This window comes from Methylobacterium sp. R2-1 (genome assembly GCF_014191355.1).
GTDB lineage: Bacteria > Pseudomonadota > Alphaproteobacteria > Rhizobiales > Beijerinckiaceae > Methylobacterium.
Genome location: NZ_JACHWM010000006.1, coordinates 293,759 through 316,582, shown reverse-complemented (window position 1 = coordinate 316,582; position 22,824 = coordinate 293,759). Strand labels below are relative to the sequence as shown.

13 protein-coding genes and 2 pseudogenes are annotated in these 22,824 nt (G+C 63.1%); 6 read left to right on the top strand and 9 right to left on the bottom strand.

The annotated features are described in order from the left end of the window. Positions 1 to 88 precede the first annotated feature (88 nt). The 3 genes and pseudogenes from FHU13_RS11365 to FHU13_RS11355 all read left to right on the top strand — a co-directional run. Positions 89 to 709 (top strand): annotated as a pseudogene (locus tag FHU13_RS11365) (IS630 family transposase); the annotation flags it as partial. 331 nt (positions 710 to 1,040) lie between these two features. Then, positions 1,041 to 1,286, top strand: a complete 246-nt coding sequence (locus tag FHU13_RS11360; protein WP_183435949.1) for a DUF6894 family protein — start codon at positions 1,041 to 1,043, stop codon at positions 1,284 to 1,286. Between the two features lie 569 nt (positions 1,287 to 1,855). Further along, positions 1,856 to 3,961, top strand: coding sequence for a methyl-accepting chemotaxis protein (locus FHU13_RS11355; RefSeq protein WP_246714611.1), 2,106 nt, complete (start codon positions 1,856 to 1,858; stop codon positions 3,959 to 3,961). A 476-nt stretch (positions 3,962 to 4,437) separates the two neighbouring features. Here FHU13_RS11355 and FHU13_RS11350 read toward each other — a convergent pair whose 3' ends face one another. From FHU13_RS11350 to FHU13_RS11340, 3 genes are read right to left on the bottom strand one after another with little or no spacing between them, the layout of a single operon-like run. After that, entirely contained in the window at positions 4,438 to 4,647 is a 210-nt protein-coding gene (locus FHU13_RS11350) for a hypothetical protein (RefSeq protein WP_183435948.1), read from the bottom strand. A 51-nt stretch (positions 4,648 to 4,698) separates the two neighbouring features. After that, positions 4,699 to 6,405 carry a HEAT repeat domain-containing protein gene (locus FHU13_RS11345; RefSeq protein ID WP_183435947.1) on the bottom strand — a complete coding sequence of 569 codons (1,707 nt, stop codon included), beginning with the start codon at positions 6,403 to 6,405 and terminating at the stop codon, positions 4,699 to 4,701. A 28-nt stretch (positions 6,406 to 6,433) separates the two neighbouring features. Beyond that, positions 6,434 to 6,649, bottom strand: a complete 216-nt coding sequence (locus tag FHU13_RS11340; protein WP_183435946.1) for a hypothetical protein — start codon at positions 6,647 to 6,649, stop codon at positions 6,434 to 6,436. 75 nt (positions 6,650 to 6,724) lie between these two features. On the opposite strand from FHU13_RS11340, the gene FHU13_RS11335 reads away from it, so the two are divergent. Then, complete coding sequence (locus FHU13_RS11335) at positions 6,725 to 6,907, top strand: shikimate kinase (RefSeq protein WP_183435945.1); 183 nt, start codon at positions 6,725 to 6,727, stop codon at positions 6,905 to 6,907. Between the two features lie 236 nt (positions 6,908 to 7,143). Here the strand turns inward: FHU13_RS11335 and FHU13_RS11330 are convergent, their stop codons facing one another. Further along, the gene (locus FHU13_RS11330; protein ID WP_183435944.1) at positions 7,144 to 17,310 is read right to left on the bottom strand and encodes an Ig-like domain-containing protein; all 10,167 of its coding nucleotides are present in this window, start codon (positions 17,308 to 17,310) and stop codon (positions 7,144 to 7,146) included. Positions 17,311 to 18,033: 723 nt separating this feature from the next. Continuing rightward, entirely contained in the window at positions 18,034 to 18,240 is a 207-nt protein-coding gene (locus FHU13_RS11325; RefSeq protein ID WP_183435943.1) for a hypothetical protein, read from the bottom strand. A gap of 235 nt (positions 18,241 to 18,475) precedes the next feature. On the opposite strand from FHU13_RS11325, the pseudogene FHU13_RS27730 reads away from it, so the two are divergent. Beyond that, positions 18,476 to 18,757: pseudogene (locus FHU13_RS27730) on the top strand (FAD-binding monooxygenase); the annotation flags it as partial. Here FHU13_RS27730 and FHU13_RS11315 read toward each other — a convergent pair. After that, positions 18,726 to 19,013, bottom strand: coding sequence for a DoxX family protein (locus FHU13_RS11315; RefSeq protein WP_183435941.1), 288 nt, complete (start codon positions 19,011 to 19,013; stop codon positions 18,726 to 18,728). The pseudogene FHU13_RS27730 and the gene FHU13_RS11315 overlap by 32 nt on opposite strands. 132 nt (positions 19,014 to 19,145) lie before the next feature. Here FHU13_RS11315 and FHU13_RS11310 point away from each other — a divergent pair, with 132 nt between their 5' ends. Beyond that, positions 19,146 to 20,048, top strand: coding sequence for a LysR family transcriptional regulator (locus tag FHU13_RS11310; RefSeq protein ID WP_183435940.1), 903 nt, complete (start codon positions 19,146 to 19,148; stop codon positions 20,046 to 20,048). Between the two features lie 330 nt (positions 20,049 to 20,378). On the opposite strand, the gene FHU13_RS11305 is transcribed toward FHU13_RS11310, so the two are convergent. From FHU13_RS11305 to FHU13_RS11295, 3 genes are all read right to left on the bottom strand, one after another. Next, a complete protein-coding gene (locus tag FHU13_RS11305) occupies positions 20,379 to 21,191 on the bottom strand; it encodes an aminoglycoside phosphotransferase family protein (protein WP_183435939.1) in 813 nt (270 codons plus the stop codon). Between the two features lie 58 nt (positions 21,192 to 21,249). Next, positions 21,250 to 21,453 (bottom strand): hypothetical protein, encoded by a 204-nt coding sequence (locus FHU13_RS11300; protein WP_183435938.1) that lies wholly within the window; start codon positions 21,451 to 21,453, stop codon positions 21,250 to 21,252. 314 nt (positions 21,454 to 21,767) lie between these two features. After that, positions 21,768 to 22,049: a DUF2312 domain-containing protein gene (locus FHU13_RS11295; protein ID WP_183435937.1), complete on the bottom strand. Its 282-nt coding sequence runs from the start codon at positions 22,047 to 22,049 to the stop codon at positions 21,768 to 21,770. Positions 22,050 to 22,824: the final 775 nt, after the last annotated feature.

The window sequence follows — 22,824 nt, the reverse complement described above, 5'->3', positions numbered from 1 at the left end:
CCGCGATCGTCATCGTCCCGCTCCCTTCCTCATCTCGGCTACCCTGCAAGCCTAGCAGCGCAGCCCGGGTGAGGGGCGGGCCATCCATAAAGGGGCGCTGTACGCGGCTGAGCAAGAGCGGGCCGACGTGAAGGCGGCGCGTGAGGCGTGGTTCGAGGCTCAGCCCGACCTCGACCCCGACAAGCTCGTTTTCCTCGATGAGACGGCGACCGCCACCAACATGGCCCGCCGCTACGGCCGCGCCCCGCGCGGCGAGCGCTGCCGGCTCCTCGTACCGCAGGGCCATTATAAAACGACGACTGTCACCGCCGCTCTGCGCACCACGGGCCCGTGCGCCTTCGACCTGACGGATGGCGCGACCAACGGCCAGCGCTTTCGCGACTACGTCGCCAGCCACCTCGTCCCCGTGCTGCGGCCCGGCGACACCGTGATCCTCGACAACCTGCAAGCTCACAAAGTCAGCGGCATCCGCGAGCGGGTCGAGGCGGCCGGCGCGCGGCTGCTCTACCTTCCGCCCTACAGCCCCGAGTTCAACCCGATCGAACAGATCTTCGCCAAGCTGAAAGCACTGTTGCGGACCGCAGCCGCCCGCACCGTGCCTGACCTCTGGGACGCCATCCAGCAGGCCTTCACCCGCTTCACCCCAGACGACTGCCGCAACGGCCTCGCGGCCGCCGGCTACGACAACGACTTGGCCGTCGCTACGTAAGCGGGAACGGCTCTAAGCGTGTGATGGTCGCGATGGGGGCCAAGGTGCCAACGCCGGCCTGCGCGCGTTCACGCGTGCATCAAGTCGGCGCCCGTCATAGATCCCCGATGCGTCGACACCTTACACCCTACGAGGCCATCTACAATGCGTGGTCCGCCGAGCCCAGTCGCTTCAGGTCAAACCCGCTCCACCAAAGGCCGGGACCAAACATGGAATTCGACCAACTGAAAGGCCACCGCACGATTCCGCTGGCCTTTTGAACCAAATCCTGGGCTAGGATTTATAGCTCAGGCCAATTCGGCTGGCATACAGCCATCTGTGAGGCGTAGGGGTGCCTGTCTTCTATTTCCACGTCGTGTCGCCCGATGACTTGATGATGCGCGATGCCGAAGGTGTGGTTCTACCCGACCGCCAAGCGGCGCTGGAGATGGGCTTGGCAACGGCCAAGCGCCACGAAGGCTACGCTCGCTTCGGCGCGGAGTTCGTCCCTGGCTGGTATGTCGAAGTCACGGCAGACGATGGTGAGCTCTGCTGGCGTCTGAGGATCGGCGAGACACCTGAACGGACCGTGGATTAGGCAACGGCCCTGCTCGGGCTGCCACTCGGCGAGGCCACGGCTTTGCCGAAAGTGTGTTTCTGCGTGCAACTTTGGTTCTTCCGCACTTTTGGTGCTGAGCGGTGGTTTGGGTGTTGATTCGCATGGTGGCCCGAGGGCAGCGCGATGCCAATCTCGAACCCGTCGATGGTCAGACGCCAACCGGCGAACCCCACGGTGGGGAGCCACGCTTTCACATCCGGTCCTGCTCTAATATCCGGCAGCGGACCTGCCGCCGCTCGAACGCGAAGGCCTGCAAGTGGCGCACAGCCGAACAAACTGCATGCGAACTTCTGTCGAAGCGGGGCCTCGTAATCTTTGACTCGGTTTTGATTCTAGCGAGCTTTCCGCCCGGCTCGTATCGGGGTTGGATATGCCGGCCAGCCCCTCAATCCCGGCTCGCATTCGAAACAATTCGCGATGACTTTGAGACGGGCCTTTCGGCTCTGGACCGCATCTAATCACCCAGGAGATAAGCTTCGGTTCAACATTTTCGCTCAAGCTGCGGACCGCGGCGGTTACTCAGGCCCCGCTTCTGAGCGGAATACCTTATGGCCTCGATGCGCTTTTCGCCGAAGATCGGAACGACCCTGCAGGTTCTGTTCGGGTCCATGACCGCTCTGGTCGTCGTCGCTGTGGGCACCCCGATCTACCGCGAGGTGGAGAAGCTTCGAGAGAGTTCAGCCGTCACGCAAGTGGCCGAGGCGGGATACGAGGTCTTCACGGCGCTGCAGAACACGCGGACCCAGCGTGGCCCTGTCCGGGTGGCGCTCGAGGCCAAGGCGCTCACCTCCGACGCCTTCCGCAGCTCGCTTGTGACGGCACGTCAGAAGGCTGACCCGGCCACGGCGCGCGTCATCGCACTCTGCGCGTCCGTCGACTGCACGAGCGGACGCCCCGACATCGCCGCGGGCCTGCCCGCGAGCGTCGAGCGCTTCGCTGCCCTTCAGAAGGAAGCCGACATCGCGCTCACGCTTCCGCTGGAGCAGCGTCGGGTGGGCCTGACCCGCGAGTACAATGCCGCCGCCACGGAGGTGATCGACAGACTGGAGAAGATGTCGGTCGCGCTCGGCGAAGCGATCCGAATGGTGGACACCACCACGGCTGAGCTGATGGCTGTCAAGCAGGCCGCCTGGCTCGCTCGCGATGGGGTTGGTCTGGAGCGCACGATCCTGGCGGAAGTGCGCAGCAAGGGTGAGGTCTCCCCCGAAGCGGACCGCAAGATGGCCGATCTGCGTGGCCGGGCACTCGTGAACTGGTCCGTGCTCAACGAGCTTCTCGCACGCCCCGGCGCACCAAGCGAGTTGGTGGCACTGGCCAAAACGGCAAAGGCCGTCACCTTCGGAAGCTTCGAGCGTGTTCGCGCTGCCGCCTACGAGGATGCCGCGGCCAAGCGGCCGCCAAGCATTGGCAACGACGAGCTCGACCGACTCGGCAACGAGGGGCTGGATGCGCTCACGGCAATCCCGAATGCTGTGATGAGCATGGCTCGCACCCACGCCGAGGCCCGGCAGAGTACGGCCGTCAGCCGGCTGGCCGGCGAGATCGGCCTGCTGGCAGTCGCCCTCGTCTTGGCTGTCGTCGGCTTCGTCATCGTGCGCTGGCGCGTGACCGGTCCGATTACCGGCATGACCGGGGTCATGAGACGGCTTGCGGGCGGCGATCTCGAAGTCGAGGTGGCTGGCGCCCAGCGCCGGGACGAGGTCGGCGAAATGGCTAGAGCCGTGGAGGTGTTCAAGGATGGCCTCATCCGGATGAAGGCACTGGAAGTGGAGACGACGCTCGCGCGCGCTTCCGCTGAAGAGCAGCGTAAGGCAACGCTGCGCGAGATGGCTGGCCGCCTCGAGCAGGCGGTGGGTGGGATCGTCGGCATGGTTTCGTCGTCGGCCACCGAGCTTCAAGCCACCGCCCAGCAGATGACGGCGACAGCCGCGCAGACCGCTGCCCAGTCGACGACAGTCGCGGCTGCCGCGGAAGAGGCGGCGAGCAACGTCAACACCGTCGCAGCGGCGGCGGAAGAGCTCGGCGCCTCGGTGCGGGAGATCGGCCGGCAGGTCGATGGCTCGACGACTCTTGCGCGTGTCGCCGTCAACGAAGCCAACCAGTCGGCGGCTCTGGTGCAGGAGCTCAGCGGTGCGGTGGCCCGGATCGGGGACGTGGTGACGCTGATATCGACGATCGCCAGCCAGACGAACCTGCTGGCTTTGAATGCCACGATCGAGGCCGCCCGGGCCGGCGAGGCTGGCCGCGGCTTTGCGGTGGTGGCCGCCGAGGTGAAAGAGCTGGCAAACCAGACGGCGCGGGCCACGGACGAGATCAGCCGGCAGATCGGCCACATCCAAGGTTCGACCGAGCAGGCCGTGCAGTCCATTGACGGGATCTCTGCGCGCATCCGCGAGATCGCGGATGTTGCTACCTCCATCGCCGCAGCGGTGGAGGAGCAGGGCGCGGCCACGCAGGAGATCGTGCGCAACGTTGCTCAAGCGGCGGCGGGGACGGGCGAGGTCACGGGCAACATCGCCGGTGTGGCAGGTGCTGCCGAGGAAACGGGCGCCGCTGCTAGTCAGGTGCTGGGTGCGGCCTCGGAGTTGTCGCGACAGTCGGAGCAGCTGACCGAGGAGGTTGACCGGTTTCTCTCGATGGTTCGTGCGGCTTGAGAACGCCGGGCTGGTGCAACTGCGTTATGTCTGGCTCCCAGTGCACCAGCCAACGAGGGCAGTTCCTAGTGCTTTGTTGGCCGGGTGGAGCGAGAACTCATGACCTAAGCAGGGTTTGGGAACGTCCGCTTCCTAGCAGTCCAATTTGAGATCGGACAACCATGAGGGGTGGATTCCTGCCTGTCGGCTCTTCGATGCCGAGGTCGGGATAGCGGCCGTTGAGGTGGCGGCCTCGATGCGGCAGCAACGCGGACTCAAAGTTAATCGTTCGCTGGTTCTTGAGTCGGCCATAAAACCAGCCGTACTGTGAAAACCAAGCGAAGACTGTGAATGGCCGAATTCCGGACTACCGGCGGCGCCCCTGGCGAAGCACTAGAATGGTCGAGCCTGCTCCAAGACTACCCCTTGCAGCGCCGACAGGTCTGTGTCTTCACAGCGTGGCGTGAAGACACAACAATCCAAATGCATTCCGAGACTCACGTCCCGTCGTCGAGACCGGCCTCTTCCTCCCTGTATGGCGACATGGAGCGCAGGGTCATGACGCCGATCCGCTCGGGGAGGTCGAACGCCCGGATACCGTCGATCTCCTCCGACAGCGGCAATCCAAACGCGGCGTCGGCGACCCAAGCGGTAAATCGCTCGAATCCCGAGTCGACATCGAGCGCTTGGCTCCACTTCTCGACCATGGCGCGTTCAAACGGGTTTAGCGCATCCAAGGCCTCGCCTCGCGCCAGTCGCTACAGAATTTGCTCACGGTCATCCAGAACCAGTCCGTCGATCTTGTCGACAGCTACGGCAGTCGTTCTGACAAGCGTCTCGCGCTCGAACTTCTTGCCAGCGCGCAGCTCCCGAAGCACCTTTTCACGGGGCTCACCGCCCAGCGCGCCGAAGGCGACCAAGAGCGGGCCGGCAATCACCGACGTATCGCATTGCGCGACGCGTACTGCGTCAGGATCCAACGCGTCGAGCTTTTCACCCGTCGCACGGTCGCAGAGCGCCCAAGCGGCAGCTTGCGCCCTGGGCCTATAGGCGGCGTCGCCTGCCAGGCCGGCGCTTTCGAGCGCCGCCAGCAAGACTGGAGTGATGCGTGCATCGTCCTGTTTCGCCAACGCACACAAGGCGGCGCACGCAACGAACGGGTCGGCAGAGTGTCCGCAGGCCGCGTCAAGCAGAGCATCAATGGCGCTGACCGGTAGTCCTTTGAATACTCCAAGGGCTTGGCCCGCAGCCCGAGCGACGCTGAACCGAGACCACGCCCCTCCCATCGGCGAAGGGCTGCCGAAGTTTCGCGTATCCGCAAGCAATTCCGTCAAAGGGTCGACGGCCTCCGGCCAAAGATGCTCCTGCATGAGACGCGCAAACGCCAATCGCATATCTGCGCTGTCGTCGCCGGCGACCGAAATCAGATGCTTCCGCTCATCGGGCGTCGCGTCGGGCACGAGCGCGCGAAGCGCTTCTCGGCGAACATCATAGCGCCTATGTGCTAGAGCCTTTCGCAGAGACGTGCGCAGGTCGACGCCATTGGCGATCTGCAGCGCTTGGATCGCCGCTTGGCCGTCGCGCGCGTCATCGGTCGAGAGCAGCCGTTCCGCAGCCGCCGCGATATCGAGACCCGCTGCACCCGCCAGACACGCGAGCGGACCGGCCAGATCGATCGAACAGGTTTGCAGGATAGAAGTCACCAGGCTCCGGGCTGGCCCCGGCAGCACCGATGCCACAGCCCGGATCTCCCCGCCCGTCATGATGTCGATCAAGCCATTGGCCAGTCCGCGTTCGGCCTCACCGAGATTCTGGGCCAGCCGATCCGCACGAGCACGCCACGTCGCGACGCCGACCTTGCCCTTCAGATCATCATCGAGCTTCGTCGCAATTACGTCATACACAATCTCTAGGCGCCGCTCGGATGAAGCCCCTCCCAAGACTTGGATGAGATCGGGAACGGGGTCCCCGGCCCCGCTATGGACCGCGGCGATCTCTACGAGGCGTTGCCGATGACTGACGCTCTTCAAATCGGATCGGGCCAGTTCCGCCATTAGGAAATCACTCAAGCCGTCGTTCCAATGCAGCTGGACGGCGCACCACGCTTGGTCGCGAACCCAATCCTCCGCGTGCTTGAGCAGGAACTCCAGCTCCGCAAGCTTCGGCGAACGAGGACTTTCGGCGACAAGCTCCGCCAGCACGTAGACGAGAAGTTTGCGATGCGGGCTGCCGACGATCCAATCAATGCCGTCGCGCGCCCGACGAAGTCTCACGACGATCTTCATGCCCTGACGAGCGTTGAAGTACTGCTCGCCGGGCTCGTCGATGATGTGATCGGCGCCGTCCGCATCGACCGCATGCTCTTCGGCCTGATAGGTGTCGTCGGCGAACCCCTCCAGCCACGTGTCGGCTTCGGCCTCCGAACGCGCAAACCGCGCGATCGCCCGGTCGTAATCAGAGCACAAGACGTTCGCGACTGGAGCGAGCGGGCTGTCACTTCAACAAGTGCGCACGTGACATGATGCGGTAGCCAATGAATGTCAGCGCCAGGCCCGGCAGCGTCACGTGCCAGTTATCCTCAAATACAACGCCGTACGTCCGACGACCGTCGCCTAGGCGGTCGATAAGAACGATAGCTACGTAAAGCAGCAAGACAGCGCCGCTCGTCCAAATCGCGACACCAAGCGTGAAGCGTGTCATGGCTGTCATTCGGGCGCTATCCTGGCTGGATGGCATACGATCTCGCGCGAATTGCCGACGAGGCCGAGTGGCGAGGACATCCTGATGGCGGTCGAGATCGAGCAGCGCAAATCCCGGGCGAACGATGCCTTGCTGTTGCTCATTGGGCCCGGTGGGGCCGGGAAATCAACCGTGGCAGCCCTTCAAGCCTCCCTGCTCGGACGCTGTATCATCGACCTAGACCAGCGCTTCACCGAGCGGTTCGGTCACGGGCAGGATGCCTCGTAGAGCTCCGGCGACGCGGCGCTCGAAGACCGCGGCGAGGGTGTGGCGCTCATCGAGCTGCCTCCGGATAAAGGAAGGTGAAGCCGACGCTGGCGAACAGGGGGCGGCGGCAGGGCCCGCCACAGCGAGCATGCGCGCCTGGGAAGGCATCCGCTTCACGGTGGCGACGAAGGCGACCTTGACGGAGAGGGAGACAGCTCCGATCGCCTCCCTCTCGTGCGCGGGTGTAGCTGGCAGGCTTAGACGAAATGAAAATCAGTCGACTTGAGGCTGGTGGCAAGGACGTTTTGTAGCGTCACCGTGTTGTCGATATCGAGCGCGATAACGGCATTCGAACCAATCTGTGTAGTCTTGGCTTGAACGTCGGCGAAACTACTAAAGGCCGAAGTCGAAAACTCGATGATATCGCCACTCACGAAGTCCGATACGGTGTCTTTGCCGAACCCTCGCTCGTAGAAGGCGAACGTATCCGCACCGGAACCGCCCGTGAGCATATCGTTCTGCTCCTCGCCGTCCAGGAAGTCGTTGCCACCGTTGCCGATCAGCGTGTCGTTGCCACCACCACCAAAAACCGTCTCGGCTCCGCTGCCGCCGACGAAGCGGTCACCGAAACTCGCTGTAAGCTGGAAAGCCTCGATGGTGACGAAGGTGTCGCCTGCCGCCTCGCCGGCGCTGTTGCTCGCCGTGACTCGGTCGATGACCACCGCTGCGCCCGCTGAGAAGTAGCTGGCATAGTCGTAGCCGTTCCCGCCTGTGAGAGCGTCGGCACCGGCGCCTCCGATCAGCCAATCGTTGCCATCACCGGCGAGCAGCGTGTCATTGCCTCCATTGCCGTAGATGTACTCGTCGGCCGACGACCCCACGTAGCGATCGTTGAACTGGGACAGGTGGAAGCGCTCGATGCTTGCGTACGTGTCGCCCTTCGCGTCGCCGAGGCTGTTGGCTGCGGTAATGCGGTCCACCGTGACCGCGGCCGAAGCTCCCGTGTAGTCCGCGGTGTCGAAGCCATCCTGACCGTTGAGATGGTCCGCACCTGCGCCACCGGAAAGCCAGTCGTCGCCGCCTCCACCGTTCAGCGTGTCATTGCCGCCTTGAGCGTAAACGTAGTCGATCCCCGCCGATCCGAAGAAAATGTCATTGTAGGCCGAGAGGCCGAATTGTTCGATGAACATGAACGTATCGCCGGCTGCGTCACCAGTGTTGGATCCCGGTGCAAGCAAGTCTACGCGAACGCTTTGGGTCGCGGCGCTATAATCGACGGTGTCGAAGCCATCGCCTCCGTTGTGTGCGTCGCTACCGGCCCCTCCGAAGAAGAAGTCGTTGCCACCTAACCCATAATACACGTCGTTGCCGGCGCCTCCGGTGAGACTGTCGTTCCCTCCGTTGCCGGTGAGCATGTTGTCGAGGTTGTTTCCTACCCCTGTGAACGCTCCAGCTCCAAGGTATGAAAGATACTCCACGTTGGCGCCAAGCGTGTAGCTGGCGAGTGTCGTACGCACTTCGTCGATGCCGGCACCGGCCGCTTCGGAAACTGTGTCGGATGCGGCGTCCACGTAGTAGATGTCGTTGCCCGCCCCACCTGCCATGGCATCGCCACCGGTTCCGCCATCCAGAAGATCGTTGCCGTTCTCTCCATTCAGCTGATCATTGCCGGCGTCGCCGTAGAGCAGATCGTTGCCGTCGCGGCCCCAGATGATGTCGTCGCCGGCGAGACCACGGATCGTGTCCGCTGCGGCAGTGCCGAAGAGGGTATCGGCACCGGTGGTGCCGCCGGAAGAGGCTTCGTCAGCCCCGATGACCGTGAGGGTCAGGCTCCCGGTCGATCTGGCGCCAGCTGCATCCTCGACGAGATAGTCGATGACGACAGTGGCATTTTGCCCGGAAACCAAGGGATCGAACTGCGTGCCAGGGTTGAAGTGGAGCTTTCCGGCCTGGATCGAGAAAGCCGCCTGGGCTGTGCTGGATGTGAGCCCGCCGGGGACGCCGCTGACGCTGGCTACGGAGAATGAGACCAAGCTTCTGGTGTCGCCGACGTCGACGTCGGTATCGTTGGCCACCGGGTCCAAGACCTTCGCTTCGTTCTCGCCGGCGCTCGCGGTATCGGCGACCGCCTGGGGAGCATCGTTTACAGCCGCGATCGCGACCGTGATGACTTGCTCGGCAATCCCTCCCTTCCCATCGGAGACAGTCACCGTGAAGCCATCGCTCCCGTTGGCGTTTGCGATCGGCGTATAGATGAAGGCGCCGTTGGTTCCGAAGGTGATCGTACCCCTCGAAGGACCGGCTCCCGCTTTGACGGCATATGCGAGTACGTCTCCATCGACGTCGGTAGCCACGACGCTGCCGGCCTTTGCGGTGTCCTCGACCACCTGGAGGCTTGATGAGGAAACGGTGGAGGGCGCATCGTTGACGGCTGCGATGGAGACGGAGACCGTCTGCTCGGCAGTCCCACCCCTCCCGTCCGAGACCGTCACCGTGAAGGCATCGCTCCCGTTTGCGTTCGCTACCGGTGTGTAGGTGTAGCTTCCCCCCGGGCCGAAGGTCACGTTGCCCTTGGTTGGGCCTGAGCCATCCTTCACGGAGTAGCTCAGCGCGTCCCCATCGACGTCCGTCGCGACCACGGATCCTGTGATGGAGATGTCCTCGCTCGTCTGCAGACTTGCGGCGGGAGCTACCGACGGGCCATCGTTGATGGCCTTGACCGTCACCACGACGATCTGCTCGCTCGTACCGCCATGCCCGTCGGAGACGAGGATCGTGAAAGTGTCGCTGCCATGAGCGTTGGCGGCGGGCGTATAGGTGAATTCACCGTCCGCTGCGAGCGAGACGGAACCCAGGACCGGACCGGCGCCCGACTTCACCGTATAGGCCAGCGTGTCGCCGTCGACATCGGTGCCACGGACGCTGCCCGACACCGACATGTCCTCGTCGACCTCGAGTGAAACCGATCCGGCAACTACTGGAGCGTCGTTCACAGGGGTGATTTGGATCGTTACCGACACCTCGCTGCTGTCGAGCAAACCGTCGCTCACGACATAGCGGAAGCCAGCAGAACCATTGAAGTCCGCGTCCGGCCTGAACGTGTAGGCACCGGTAGCTGCATCGATCGTGACGGCACCGTGGATGGCCGAGCCGGCAACGAGTTTGAACGTCGTCGCATCGCCCTCCGGGTCGGTTGCCGGGGCTAGGCTGCCAGTGGCGTCCGCATCTTCCGCACTCACCGCTGCTATCGATTCCAAGCCGGGTCGGGGAGCTTCGTTCACGTTGCCGACGGTCAGATCCACGATCCGGTCGATCGCGTTGCCGGCGGTGTCGATAGCCCGAACGGCGAGGTCGTGCGAGGCGCGATCCTCGTGATCCAGCACGGCTCCCGCTTTGACGCGGATCTCGTTGCCGACGATCTCGAAGAGATCGCTCGTTCCCAGCAACGTGAAGCCGTACTGGGCCCCAACGAGCGGGCGCTCCACCGAGAGCACAGCCACGATCGTTCCGCCGATCGAGTTTTCCGCGACAGTGCCGCCTTGAACGACGATCTCCGGCGGATCCCCGTTGAGCTGGGCACCTTCCAAGGAGACGTTGAGGACGTATGTGTCCCCCGCTGCCAGCGACCCGCCGCTGCCGCCATAGCTGCCTACTGCAAGATAATACGTCCCCGGTTCGGCGAAGTTGTAGTCGATGAGGCTGTTGAGGCTGAGGCTGCCCGGGTCGGTATCGCTGTCGTCGTTCGATGCGAGTGTTTGACCGGAGGCATCAAGGAGTTCGATGACGGAATCGAACGATCCCTGGTCGATATCGAAGATCGCCCTGCCTGCCTGAGTGACTTCAACTCTATAGAATTCCCTGCCTTGCCCGCTGGCAGTCGCTCGTATCGTGGCGTGCGGGATCGAGCTGGACGAGGCGATGTCAGGCCGCTCTTCAAGATCGAACGCTCCTGCAGGAATGGCGACTGCACTCGCGGCGTCGACATTGACGATTGAAGACTGCTTGATGATGTCGGGTGCTTTGTCTTCGCTTGGAACGAGACCGACCCGGTCCTCCGTCAGGGCGGAGAGTGCCATGCCCTTCAGCATGACGGAACCGTACGCCCCCGCATCGATCAAGACGTCGTTTCCGACCTGGGACGCCGCAGTCAGCACCGCGCCGATGCTTGCGAAGACGGATTCGGAGAACTCGAGACGATCGCTACCGGACGAGAAGTCGGTGATCACGTCGTGTCCGAAATAGCCATGGAAGGCGTACACGTCGCTGCCGGCGAGGCCCGTGAGGACATTGTCGCTCCCGTCACCCCGCAAACGGTCCGCAAAGGCCGATCCCGTCAGCGCTTCGAAGTTTGTAATCGTGTCGTTGCCTGCGCCACCGGTGGACTGACTTGCGCCCGTTCCCAAGCGAACATCGACACCCGACGTCGCTGTCGCGTAGCTGATTTCGTCGTAGCCCTGGCCGCCGTCCAAGACGTCGTCGCCCGCTCCTCCCTGGACGAGATCGTCTCCGCCACCCGCCCGGACGATATCGTTGCCGGCCTTGGCATCGATCGCGTCGTCGAATCCGGTTCCCTCGATCACGTCGTCGCCGGTCGTGCTGGCTCCGTCCAGGAGCCGCTCCCGGATCTCCTCGCCGGTCCAGACGGTTCCGTCGGAGAAGCGGACTTCCTCAATGGCCGATTCAGGCGAGGCCAATTGGCCAGCCAGCTTGATGGAACTTCCGGTCTGTCCGACCGTGAGAATGATCGAATCTGCGTCCTGTGAATCCCGCGAGACCGCGATCGAAGCCGGGGCGATGCCTGGATCGAACAGAACGACGTCGACGTCGGCCTCTCCGCCACCGTCCTGGATAGTGTCCACTCCGTCTCCGGGAGCGAAGTGGTAGGTGTCCGATCCAGCTGCGCCAACTAGGAGGTCGTCTCCCAAACCACCTCTGAGCGTGTCGTTGCCAGGGGCGCCGAAGAGACTGTCGTTCCCGTCAGTGCCGACGAGATCGAGCGGTTCGACCGTTTCGTCGATCGTTACGGTAGCCGTTGCGCTGCCTAGTCCGCCTCTCCCATCCGAAACGGTGTAGCGGAATCTTCCCGGCTCGCCGCCGGCCCAGGAATATGGGGTGAACGATATCGTGCCGTTCTCGAGAAGTTCGACCGTGCATCCGCCGAGGCTCTCGACGGAGACGATGGTCAGGGGGTCGCCGTTCGCATCCCGATCGTTGGCGAGCAACTCGGCGCTGGTGAAGATCTGCGGCCTATGGCGATTTGCAGTGAGGCCTCCATCGTTCACCGCCAGCGGTGCATCGTTCACGATATCCAGCCGGTCGATGTCCCGGCGTTCCACTACCGTCCCATCGAGGAAGGTCAGTTGCTCGATGCCTGTTCCGCCGCCCACGAAGTGGCCAGCCACGACGATCTTCTCGCCGGTTGCCTTGGCCGTGATCTCGAGGTCGTCGCCGATCCGTTTGAGGGCCAGATCCTCGATGTTCGTGACGCCGAAAGCCAGGGTGTCCACGTCCCCGGCGTCGGAAGCGAGCTCGACGATCGTGTCGGATCCGTCTCCCAGCCGATAGATGTAACGGTCGCTGCCGGCTCCGCCGGTGAGATGATCGTTGCCCATCCCGCCATTGAGGAGATCGTCGCCGGTAGAAGCGTCCACGAGATCGTGGCCGCCGGCCGCAAAGATCGCGTCCGTCCCGGACGTTCCGACGAGCACGTCGTCGCCTTCGGTCGCGGTGTTGCTCTCCGCTTGCAGGTCGATCTCCGAACGGGTCAGGGCGGCATCGGGATCCGACAGGAACTCGATGCCTTCGATCCCCCGGCCTTCCCCGAGGAAATGATCCGTGACGTGTACGACGAGCGATTTCGAGGCGATACGCAGTACGAGGTCGTCTCCGACGCGCCGAAACTCGACTTCTCCGGGCAGGATGTCGGCGCCGAAACGCACGACGTCGGTGTCCCCGCCTGCGACTGCGGGACCCTCCTGGATGACGTCGACGCCGTCTTCCGATCTGATCTCGTAGCGGTCCGAACCGGAGCCGCCAGCCAGCGTGTCGGTGCCCGTTCCGCCGAGCAACACGTCGTTTCCTGATCCCCCCTCCAGCAGGTCGTTCCCGGCACCGCCCGAGACGCGATCGTCACCGAAGCCACCTGAAACCTGATCGTCGCCCTCACCGCCGAGCAGCGTGTCGTTGCCGTCTTCGCCGAAGAGAACGTCGTTGCCTGCTCCTCCGCGGACGTCATCGTCGCCCGCTCCCGCATTCACGGTATCGTCGGTGCCCGCTCCGACGAGGAGGTCCGCCCCACCCGAACCGTTGGCGATCATCTTCGACTGGAAGGTCTCTCTGGTCCAGATCGTCCCGTCGGAGAATACGATCCGCCCCAAACCATGGACGCCGAACCCCGACGACTGGAAATGGTAGCGATCCGTGATCACCTCTCCCGTCGCGACGATGCGGATGAAGAGATCCGCGTCGGTCTGCGAAGCCCTTTCGAGCACGACTTCGCTTGGCAGCACATCGGCAAGGTTGAGCGTACCTTTCCCGGGGCTCCAATGGCTCGCGTATTGCTCGATCCGATCGTTCCCATCGCCCTTGCGCCAGATGTAGGTCGCATCCCCGTTCCCGGAGCCGAGCAGATCGTCTCCGAGGCCACCGACGAAGACGTCCGTGCGGGCTACGAACTCTCCGTCGCGGATGATGTCGTTCCCGCTGGTCGCGTCGAAGCGGACCCGGCTCTCGATCGCAGCTCTGTCCCAGACTATGCCGTCAGCGAATTGTATCTTCTCGATGCCGGGCGATCCGTTCGAGCCGTTGAGCTGCTGCTCGATCGTGATGCGCTCTCCCGTGACGAGGTTCGCGACGATGAGATGGTTCTTCTTCCCGCCGCTGAGGGAAGAATTCTCGGTCTCATGGAAGCCGTCCCTAAGCAGTGCGATCTGCGTGGAGAGAAGGTCGTCGAGGATAAGCGTGTCCGATCCGGATGCTCCACCGAACGTGTCGTAATCGGAAATCGTATCGTTGCCGTGGCCGGATCGGATGACGTAGCCGTCACCACCGGCGCCTCCTTCTAGAAAGTCCGCTCCGAGGCCGCCGTAGAGGATCTCAGAGGCATCCGAGCCCCGGATGGTGTCATTCGCCTCTGTACCCCGCCTCCAGGCGTGCCATACGATGTCGGCTTCGTCCCAGACCGTGCCGTCGGCAAACTCCATGCGTTCGATGCCGTCCGCATAGTTCTTGATCGTGATCGTCTGGTCCGTCGACAACACGCGGAACTTGATGTCCGCCCCTTGCCACGTGCCCTCGACATCCTCGGCCATGACGCCGAGTTCGAGCTTGTCCACCTCATGCCATCCGCCGATCCCTCGGTCGTCGATGACATCGTTTCCGTCCCCCGCGCCTACGACGTAGTGATCGGAACCGCCGGCGCCTTTCAGTACATCGTTTCCGTATCCTCCAACGATCCGGTCGTTGCCAGCAGTGCCTTCGATCGTATCGTCGCCGCCGGTGCCCGACAGCGTCGGGAAGCTCGCCGGGTCGCTCAAGGCCCGAACGACAACTTCGCTCGGCGTCCAGATGGCGTCCTCAAGGATGACGCGGCTCAGAGTAGCGTCGCGGTTGCCGGAGAAGAGCCCGACGACGGTGACGGTCTCGTTTCCGACCTGGAAAAGGGCGTCCGCCCCTGTCCTCGTGACCGTCACCTCCGCAGCGGACACACCCTCCAGCCGCAACACGTCGCCAGCGCCGAAGGCGCGGTCGTCCACTGTGTCGTTCCCGTCGCCCTTTCTCCAGACGTAGATATCGTCGCCTTCGCCTCCTGTAAGGAGGTCGGCCCCTGCGCCGGCTGCGAACGTCTCTGCTTCCTCCGTACCTCGAATGACGTCGGCACCTGCGGTCGAAGCTTGGTCGATGTAGAGCTGTCGCAGATCGTGTTGTGACAGCGTCTTGTCATCGAAAACCAGATTCTCGACTCTCTGCTGGCCGAAGAAGTAGCCGAAATAGGAGTAGTAAAACTGGCCGGTCAGGCGAACCGTATCGCTGCCGTCGGTGAAACTGAGGACGGCGTCATCGCCGTCCCTGACGACGCGCAAGGTCGAGCTCGTGCGGCCCTCGAAGACGATCGAGTCGTTGTCATGGCTGGCAGTTTCAGCGACGACATCGCGGCCGTCGCCGATCCGTATGACATAGGAGTCGTTGCCGCCCGCCCCTTCGAGTCGGTCGTCGCCGGTGCCGCCGACTATGCCGCTCTCGCTGGCATCGGTCCCGGCGATCGTGTCGTTGCCTGAGGTTGCTTGGTTGGCGACCAAACGTCCTAGAATGTCAGCCTTCGTCCATTGGGTGCCGTCGGCGAACGTGACGCCTCGCACCCGCCCCTCGCTATTCAGCAAGCCCTCGATGGTGATCCGGTCGGCCGGTGAACTCTTCAGATATAGATCGACGTGTCCTGTTGATGCGTCGAAGGAAACCTCGATATCGTCAGGGGTGATCCCGAGCAGAGCGATGTTTGCCACGGTCGCGGCAACAGTGTCCTTGATCGTATCGTGTCCATCACCCTTGCCGAAATACATTGTTTTGACGTTCAACTGAACGGTGTCGTCCCCATCGCCGCCGAAGATGTCGAATGCGCGGAAGGAGGAGGGGTTGTCCGGCGTGAACAGATCGTTGCCGTCAGTTCCGAAAATGAGATCGGACGGAGTCCCGGTTAGACGGCCGATGACAAACTGCCTCATTCCCGGATCATCCAGCCCGACGAGGCCGTCATCGAAGATGTCCGCGATGGTCTGTGCGGTAGCGCCCTCGAAATGCTCGATCATGAGCGAGCGCAACGGCGACACCGTGCGGTCCAGGAATTCGATGGCGGCCGAGCTATCGTCCGGCATGGCCGCGACGATTTCGTAGAGGACCCGCTCCAGATTTCCTTCGATCGTCCCTGTCGAGGGATCGTAGTAAAGCAAACCCAAGGCCCAGAAGTCGTTGGAAGCCGAGGCTGCAAAGTCGTCCGACAGCATCAAGGTCGAGATTGCGATCTGGGACGCAAACCGCAGCAGCAGCGCATTCTCCAACTCGGCAAAGGCTCGGTTGACAACCGACGCGGTCGCGAAATCGATCGGCGAACCGGGTTCAATTCCGTCCGTGAAACTGCGCCCGTAGTAGGCTTCGACAAAGGCAAGGTGCTGGGCGTCGACGTAAGGCCCACGGGAGGCCGGATCGATGTCTCCGACTTTGCCCCAGTCGAGGATGAACGAGCCGAAGGCCAGCTTGAACTCAGAAGACGTCCAGTTGCCGGCTTCGAGGACCAATTCCTTCCCAGCCGCCGCCAACGACGGGCTCAATGCCATCGCATAGGAGAGATCCACGAGACGTCCGAAACCTGCGAGTTCGGGCAGTTCGAGGACATCTGGTGGGAAGACGAAATCATCCGGAATGATGGCTTCAGTGCGGTACGTATCCACAGTGAACAAGACGGCGACCGCTTCCTGCACGGTGCCGTCTAGCTTCGTAAAATGCCCTTGTCGGATGATTTCGTTGCCGCCGCTCATTATCGAAACGTGCGCGGCACCGAGATCGATTGACTCGACGCCTGCCTCTTCGATCGAGATCAGCTCGCCGTTGTCGGTGATGCCGTTGACGTTGGTGTCCGTCCATACCTTGAGCTCGGACCAGACGGCGTCGTTCCGGTCGATGACGCCATCGCCGTTCGAGTCCTGATAGGAGAGAACCTGGAACCCGTCTTCCGTCTGGCTGCCGAAGAGCTCCTGAAGGCTCTCGATGCGTCCATCGCGGTCCCGGTCCCAGGCAAGAAAGCCGTCCCCTGGCTTGATCCATCCTGTCGACTCAAGAATGCCGTCACCGTCCGAGTCGAATTGGACCTTCGGGCGGTCGACCGCGCTGAGTTCGACTCCGTCCCCATCGAGATCGAGAATAAGCGGGTCCTTGCGGATCCGGGTCGGATCTGGGGGATCGCTCTTCCTCACCGGCTCGTTCGGCGGAGGGGGAGCGCAATTCGAGGTGGCGTCGCGATGGTCGTCGACGAGAGCTTGAATCTGCTTCAGGGTATCGCCCAAAAGCGCGGTTGATGCGGAAGCTACGCCAAGTGGCACCGCAAGCTCCGGCTGACCGGCGATGAGAGCGAGTACCGAAGCGCCTGCGAACAGACCGGAGACGCCCTTCAGACCATTTCCCAACGTTCCCGCGATCGATCCCACATTTCGGAGGGCTCCCGAGAGATCTCCTGGCCTGTCTGTTATTGCATTGTAGTAGTCGGCGCCGTCAGATATCCCGTCTTTGATCGATTTTCCAGTGGCAATCATCTTGGCATATTTAGCTATATTGTAGCCATTATCGAATTCGCCGTAACCTTCGAGCACGCGATCCGCGGCGGTGCCCCATGCTTGCGCGGCCGACTTCGAGTAGCTTACCGGCTTGCACGTCATAGAAGACATCCGACGTTCGAGGAGAGTAGGAGTTCGTGAAGATGTAGAGCAGCAGTCCGTATGATCGGCAGTCGTTACTTCTGTAGAGGCGGGACGCCTCCGAAGCTCCCGTTCGACGACCAAAATCTATCTACACCCGTTGCTCTGCCGCACTTTTACCTGAGGCAGGCAAAGTTCAGCGCTCAGCCACAAGGGCTTAGCGCGGACTGAGGTTCAAATCATAATGGTAGGCCGAGCCTGCACTGCAGATAGTTAGCGCAAATTGAACGCCCCGAGCGAATACCCATGTTTTGGGTCAGGAAGCCCGCTTTCTCTCAAAGCAGATCAGGCTGGCAACGGGTGCGAAAGTGCTGTGGCGACATCCACATGTGCGGAAGCCCTTTGCATTATTGGCTGCGAATCACCCTTTGGATGAAAATATACCTGCCATTGCCAAGCTTCGCCAGGGGTTTTCGCGCCCTTGTTGCAACGGATAGGCAAGAAGGTGCTCGCCTGTTGGAAAACTACAATTGTAAGTATCCCAGGCCGCGGATTCGTATGTTGGCGACCGAATATATGCAAATTCTACAAGTGGGAAAGAGTGATGACGCTGAAGCATTTGTGGCAAGCGCACTTGATCAACTGCGCTTTGCATTTTGGGGTTTACTGCTCGATCAGCGATGCTCGCCACTTAGATGCCTGTCCGAGCCGACGCTTAGCCAATGTAGGGTACGGACTAATTGACTACGCCTCTTTCTTTGCCTTCATCATGATCTGATATCCAGCTATCATCATTACTGCCGCCGCCACAGTGATCTGCCAATTATCGGTGATCATGAAGTGGGAGATGGAGTGGCCCAACTTGGTTGCTTTGTGCGCCAGTTGCGCCACATACAACATCAACAATACTCCGCCGGCGAAAGATGCGGCCCCATACGTGAACTTAGACACTTGCAATTCTCCCAGTTTCCACCTACCCCCATCATCCGCCGCACTGTGTTAAAAAACCTTCTCCGCCCAAACTACAATTGATCTCTTCCAATCTTTTACAGTGACGATGAAGGTGGAAGGCCCGCACGTGAACCTCGACCAGGGCAACCGAAACAATGGCCTGTTCCCGGCCCGCGCAACCGGCATCCGTGTCCGCCTCCGGCTCGGCGGGCGTCGCCCAGGTCTAGGTGCCTCAGCATCAGTGCGCCTCGACGGTCCGGGAGCACCTCCGCCCGACGAGATCGCGACCTACCTGCATCGCGACGGCCCCTCCGTGATCTTCCCGATCCCGGGTGGGCGCGCCCGCGTCGTCGCCACGGCGGGTAAGACGGATGCGGGGCACCCGCGGTCCGATCCCACCCTCGACGAGGTGCAGGCTCTCATCGACCGGCGCGCCGATGGCGGCGTCCACGCCTCCGATCCGGCCTGGCTGACGAACTTCCGCATCAACGAGCGCAAGGTGGCCGAATGGTGCAGGAGAGCCAGAGCGCGGCGAGGCCGGCATAGCCGGGGATGAGGAGGGCGCCGGCGCCGCAGACTTCCACGAGACCGGTGACGATGCGGAACCACTGGCCGACGCCGATGAGGTCGTAGACTTCCACCATCATCGGCACCCCGGCGAGCTTGGCTCCGCCGGCTACGAGGAAGACGACGGCGAGCAGAACCTGCAGCGACCAAGCGACGACGTTGCGCGCATGCGACGGGGCCGGTGAGGGGGTGAGGATGTCCGACATGGGTAAGGTCCGGTGTGAAAGGGTCGTGATCGAAGCAGTGGGAGCGAATTGGCTGTGGGGATCGGGGTAGACCCCTTTCACTTCTCGCCGAAGCCTGTGTTTCTCGATGCATCCCATCACATGGACAGATGGATGCTCGACCACCTCACCCTCGACCAGCTCCGCACCTTCGTCGCTGCAGTGGACACCGGCAGCTTCTCGGCCGCCGGGCGAAAGCTCGGGCGCGCGCAGTCCCTGGTCAGCCAGTCCCTGGCCAATCTGGAGGCGCAATCGGGCGTCAAGCTGTTCGACCGCTCCAGTCGCTACCCGGTGCTGACGGAGCCCGGCCGCGTGCTGCTGGCCCAAGCCCGCGCGACGGTGGCGGCCGCCGAGACCTTCAAGGCGCAGGCCAGGGACTTGGCCGGTGGGCTGGAGCCGGAGGTCAGTGTCGTGCTCGACGTGCTGTTTCCGATCCAGGTGGTGACGGAAGCCGTTGCGGCCTTCCAGCCGACCTTTTCCACGACTCCTCTGCGAATCCAGGTGGAGACCCGTGGCGCGGTGATCGCCCCGGTCGTCGATGGGCGCTGCGCCTTCGCGGTCGCGGGGGCCACGCCCCTGCCGCCGCCCGAACTCGCCCGCGAGCCCCTGCGGCAGATCGAGCTGGTGATGGTCGCAGCCCCGACGCACCCTCTCGTCCGCCGGACGGGGCCGATCCCCACCGCCGATCTCGCCGAGCACGTCCAGTTGGTGTTGACGGACCGCAGCGACCTGACGAAGGGGCGGGAGTTCGGGGTGTCGTCGCCGCGAAGCTGGCGGCTTGCCGACCTTGGTGCCAAGCAAGCCTTTCTACGCGCGGGACTTGCCTGGGGCGGGATGCCGCACGACCTCGTGACTGAGGATCTCGCCAGCGGACACCTCGTGCGGCTGGACATTGCAGCCTTGCCGAAGGCTGTCCTTCATCAGCCGATGTGGACGGTCTACCCGATGGAGCGTCCCCCGGGGCCGGCCGGCCGCTGGCTCATCGCCCAGTTGCGAAGCGCCGACCCACTCTGTTGATGTCGACCCTGGTCATGCGGACGCGTTTGCGTTCGATAGCGAGCGATGTCCGCTTCCAGGACGGTGTGATGCGCTCTCTACGGCAGGCTCGGGTCGGAGGGGAGACGTCCGCTTCGGGTGCAGGCGGTGTGAAAACGCAGCAGCGCCCCGAAATTGTAGAACAATCATCTGCGTGGAAGGCATCCAAGCCTTCTGGATGGCGGTCCGGATGCCTCCAGCATGCCTACCCCGGTGCTGCGCAGGGTGTTCGAGGGGAGATCCTTCTGCCGCTCCTGCGTCGTCACACAACCTCGGTGGGCTGCAAGCCTTCCGGCTCAATCAGAGTTTACTCTACCGATCCAGCTCGGCGGCAGCTAACGCAGCAATCTGCAAGTCGATCTCGGCGAGAGGATCGTCGTCGCCCAAGAACCAAGAGGCCGAGAGGCCGGTCCATGCCAGCACCCAGGACAGGAGGCGTCGCCGCTCCATCCTGCCTGCTGCGGCCACGATATCCAGTCGGCGTGCGAAGCGCCCAGGCTGCGTCGCCACGGGCCGCGCGGGGTCCGCTAGGTCGGGATTGGTGAAGATGTTGGCAAAATCGAATCCCCGCTCGCCGTGCAAGTGTTTCGGGTCGATGGCAAGCCAGCCCCGCGCGCCGAAATCGAGCACGTTGTCGTGGTGCAGGTCGCCGTGCAACACGCCGACCTCGCGTGGCTCCGTCAGGAGCGCGCAGGCCGTTTCCGCGCTGCGGGTGAGGATGCCACCATGCCGAGCCGCTGCGGGCCATAAGTCCTTGAACCACTCCTCAAGGGGCATCAGCTTCGGCAACGGTTTCGAGCGGGGCGCATGCAGGCGGGCCGCCGCGGCGCAGAGGATGCGGCACGCCTCGTCGTCCTGCCCGGATCGAGCCATCTCGCTCAGGGAGGCGGAGCCCGTCGCGCGCTCCATCAGCAGGGCATCGCCGTCCCGGCCGAAAACCCGCGCAGCCCCGTCCCCTTCCCACCATTCCATGAGCACGCCGCCGAGCCGTTCGTCGGCCTCGTGCGACAGCTTGAGCATCGCTGGCTTGCCGTCCTTCAGCACAGGGAGGAGGCGGGCAGCGGGCGTATCGATCGGCGCTCCATCAGGAGTCAGATTCCAACGGGTCAGGTAAGTCTCGAACATGAACCCGCTTAGCACGGAGTATGGCTGTTTTGGGCGGGAAGCGGAAGTTTGGCGCTGATCAGAACCCATTTGCGATCGACCGCTTTTGTCCGCAGAGAGTGAGGCAACGGCGTCTCGCCGCAGCGGCTTCCATGCCGAGCACCGCCGATGCCGTGGCTTCGGCGGTGGCGGTGTGGTGGGGTCCGCCGAGGCGGGTTCCACGGTGGCGGTTGGTTTCCGCGGCGGCTACGGCGGTGGTTTCCGTGGCATCGGCTTCGGCCATCCGGGCTTCGGCTACAGCGGTCGTGGGTTCGTCGGCCGCAGCTACTATGTGTCGCGCTACGGCTACGGATCCCGGTTCTGGTATGGCGGCCTCGGGCCGCTGAAAGGCGCGGCCGCCGGGCCGTCGGTTACCGCTTGGCCGGTGGCTACGGATACGCCGGCTGTGGTCTTTACGGCTGCGGTCCCTACGGTTGCGGCCATGACCCGTATGGGTACCGCGGCTCATACGGCCACCGAGCAACGCCGCAAGCGCGTCGGCCATCAACGCCGAAAGTTCGGCCCCGTCCGGTTTCGCTCCGGACGGGGCTTCAAGCTTCAGGCAGCCGCTGCCATTGACGCCGGGCTCGGCGCGTCCATGGCGCGAAGGTAAACCTCCAAAAGACTCTCGTGCTCGTCGCGCTCGTCCTTGTCCTGCTTGCGCAGCTTCAGGATTTCCTTGAGCACCTTCACGTCGAGGCCTTCGCCCTTCGCTTCGGCGAAGATCTCTTTCTTGGTCTCCATCAAATCCTTGATTTCTTCGTCGATGCGCTCGATGCGCTCGATGATGGAGCGGATCCGCTCGCCCGCGACGCCTACCGAGTCCATGGTGCCGGTCATGCCTTCCTCATGCTCGCTGTGGGCGCGCAATCTCGCGGCTCAAGGTAAGCGGAGGGTTAAGCAGCACTCGTGCCGTGTCTCGTTGTGCGGCGATTCCGACGTGACGATTGGCCAATGGCACAAGGTCGGAATGGCCATAGGCAATGGGATCCTCGCGGGCGCGCATAACGGCGGTCCGTAAGTCCGGCGGCTTTCAGAACGATGCAAAGCGGCGTCGGTGACGGAGTTTCAAGCCTCGGGCGTAGTCAGGATTCGATGCCGGTTCAGCAATTCGCGTCTGCGGAAGCTGGAACTTCGGAATCGTAGAGATAACGCCGACGCCGGGAGCGACGGGGCCGGAGAGCAGTGGCTCTCCTGCGCGCCCGAACCCAGTGCGATACTCTCCCGCCGAGATGCACGTGCGCACCCGTCCTACGTACTCGGGCATGCAGAGGCTGCAATCCGAAGCGCCGGACGACGATCACGCATTCGTGAACAGCGACGAGGAAGCCCCAGACACCGCCTTCCAGGGCCCACTGCCGAAGACCCGGAAAAAATCGCGTTTCGCCACGAGGGCACCGGGCAGAGGGCTACGGCAGGCGTTCTCGGGCCGGCTTGCCAGGCCTCGCCCCTCCGCGCCGTGGCGCTCGAGCGCGCCTCCTCGCATCGCAACAACAGCCTTCCCTGGCACCCGCAGCATGATACGATGAATTTTCCAAACATTCAGGGCGCGCGTATCCGTCTCTAAACATAGAATTCGCGACAGATACTGAAATTTTCGTGAAATCCAGCTGCA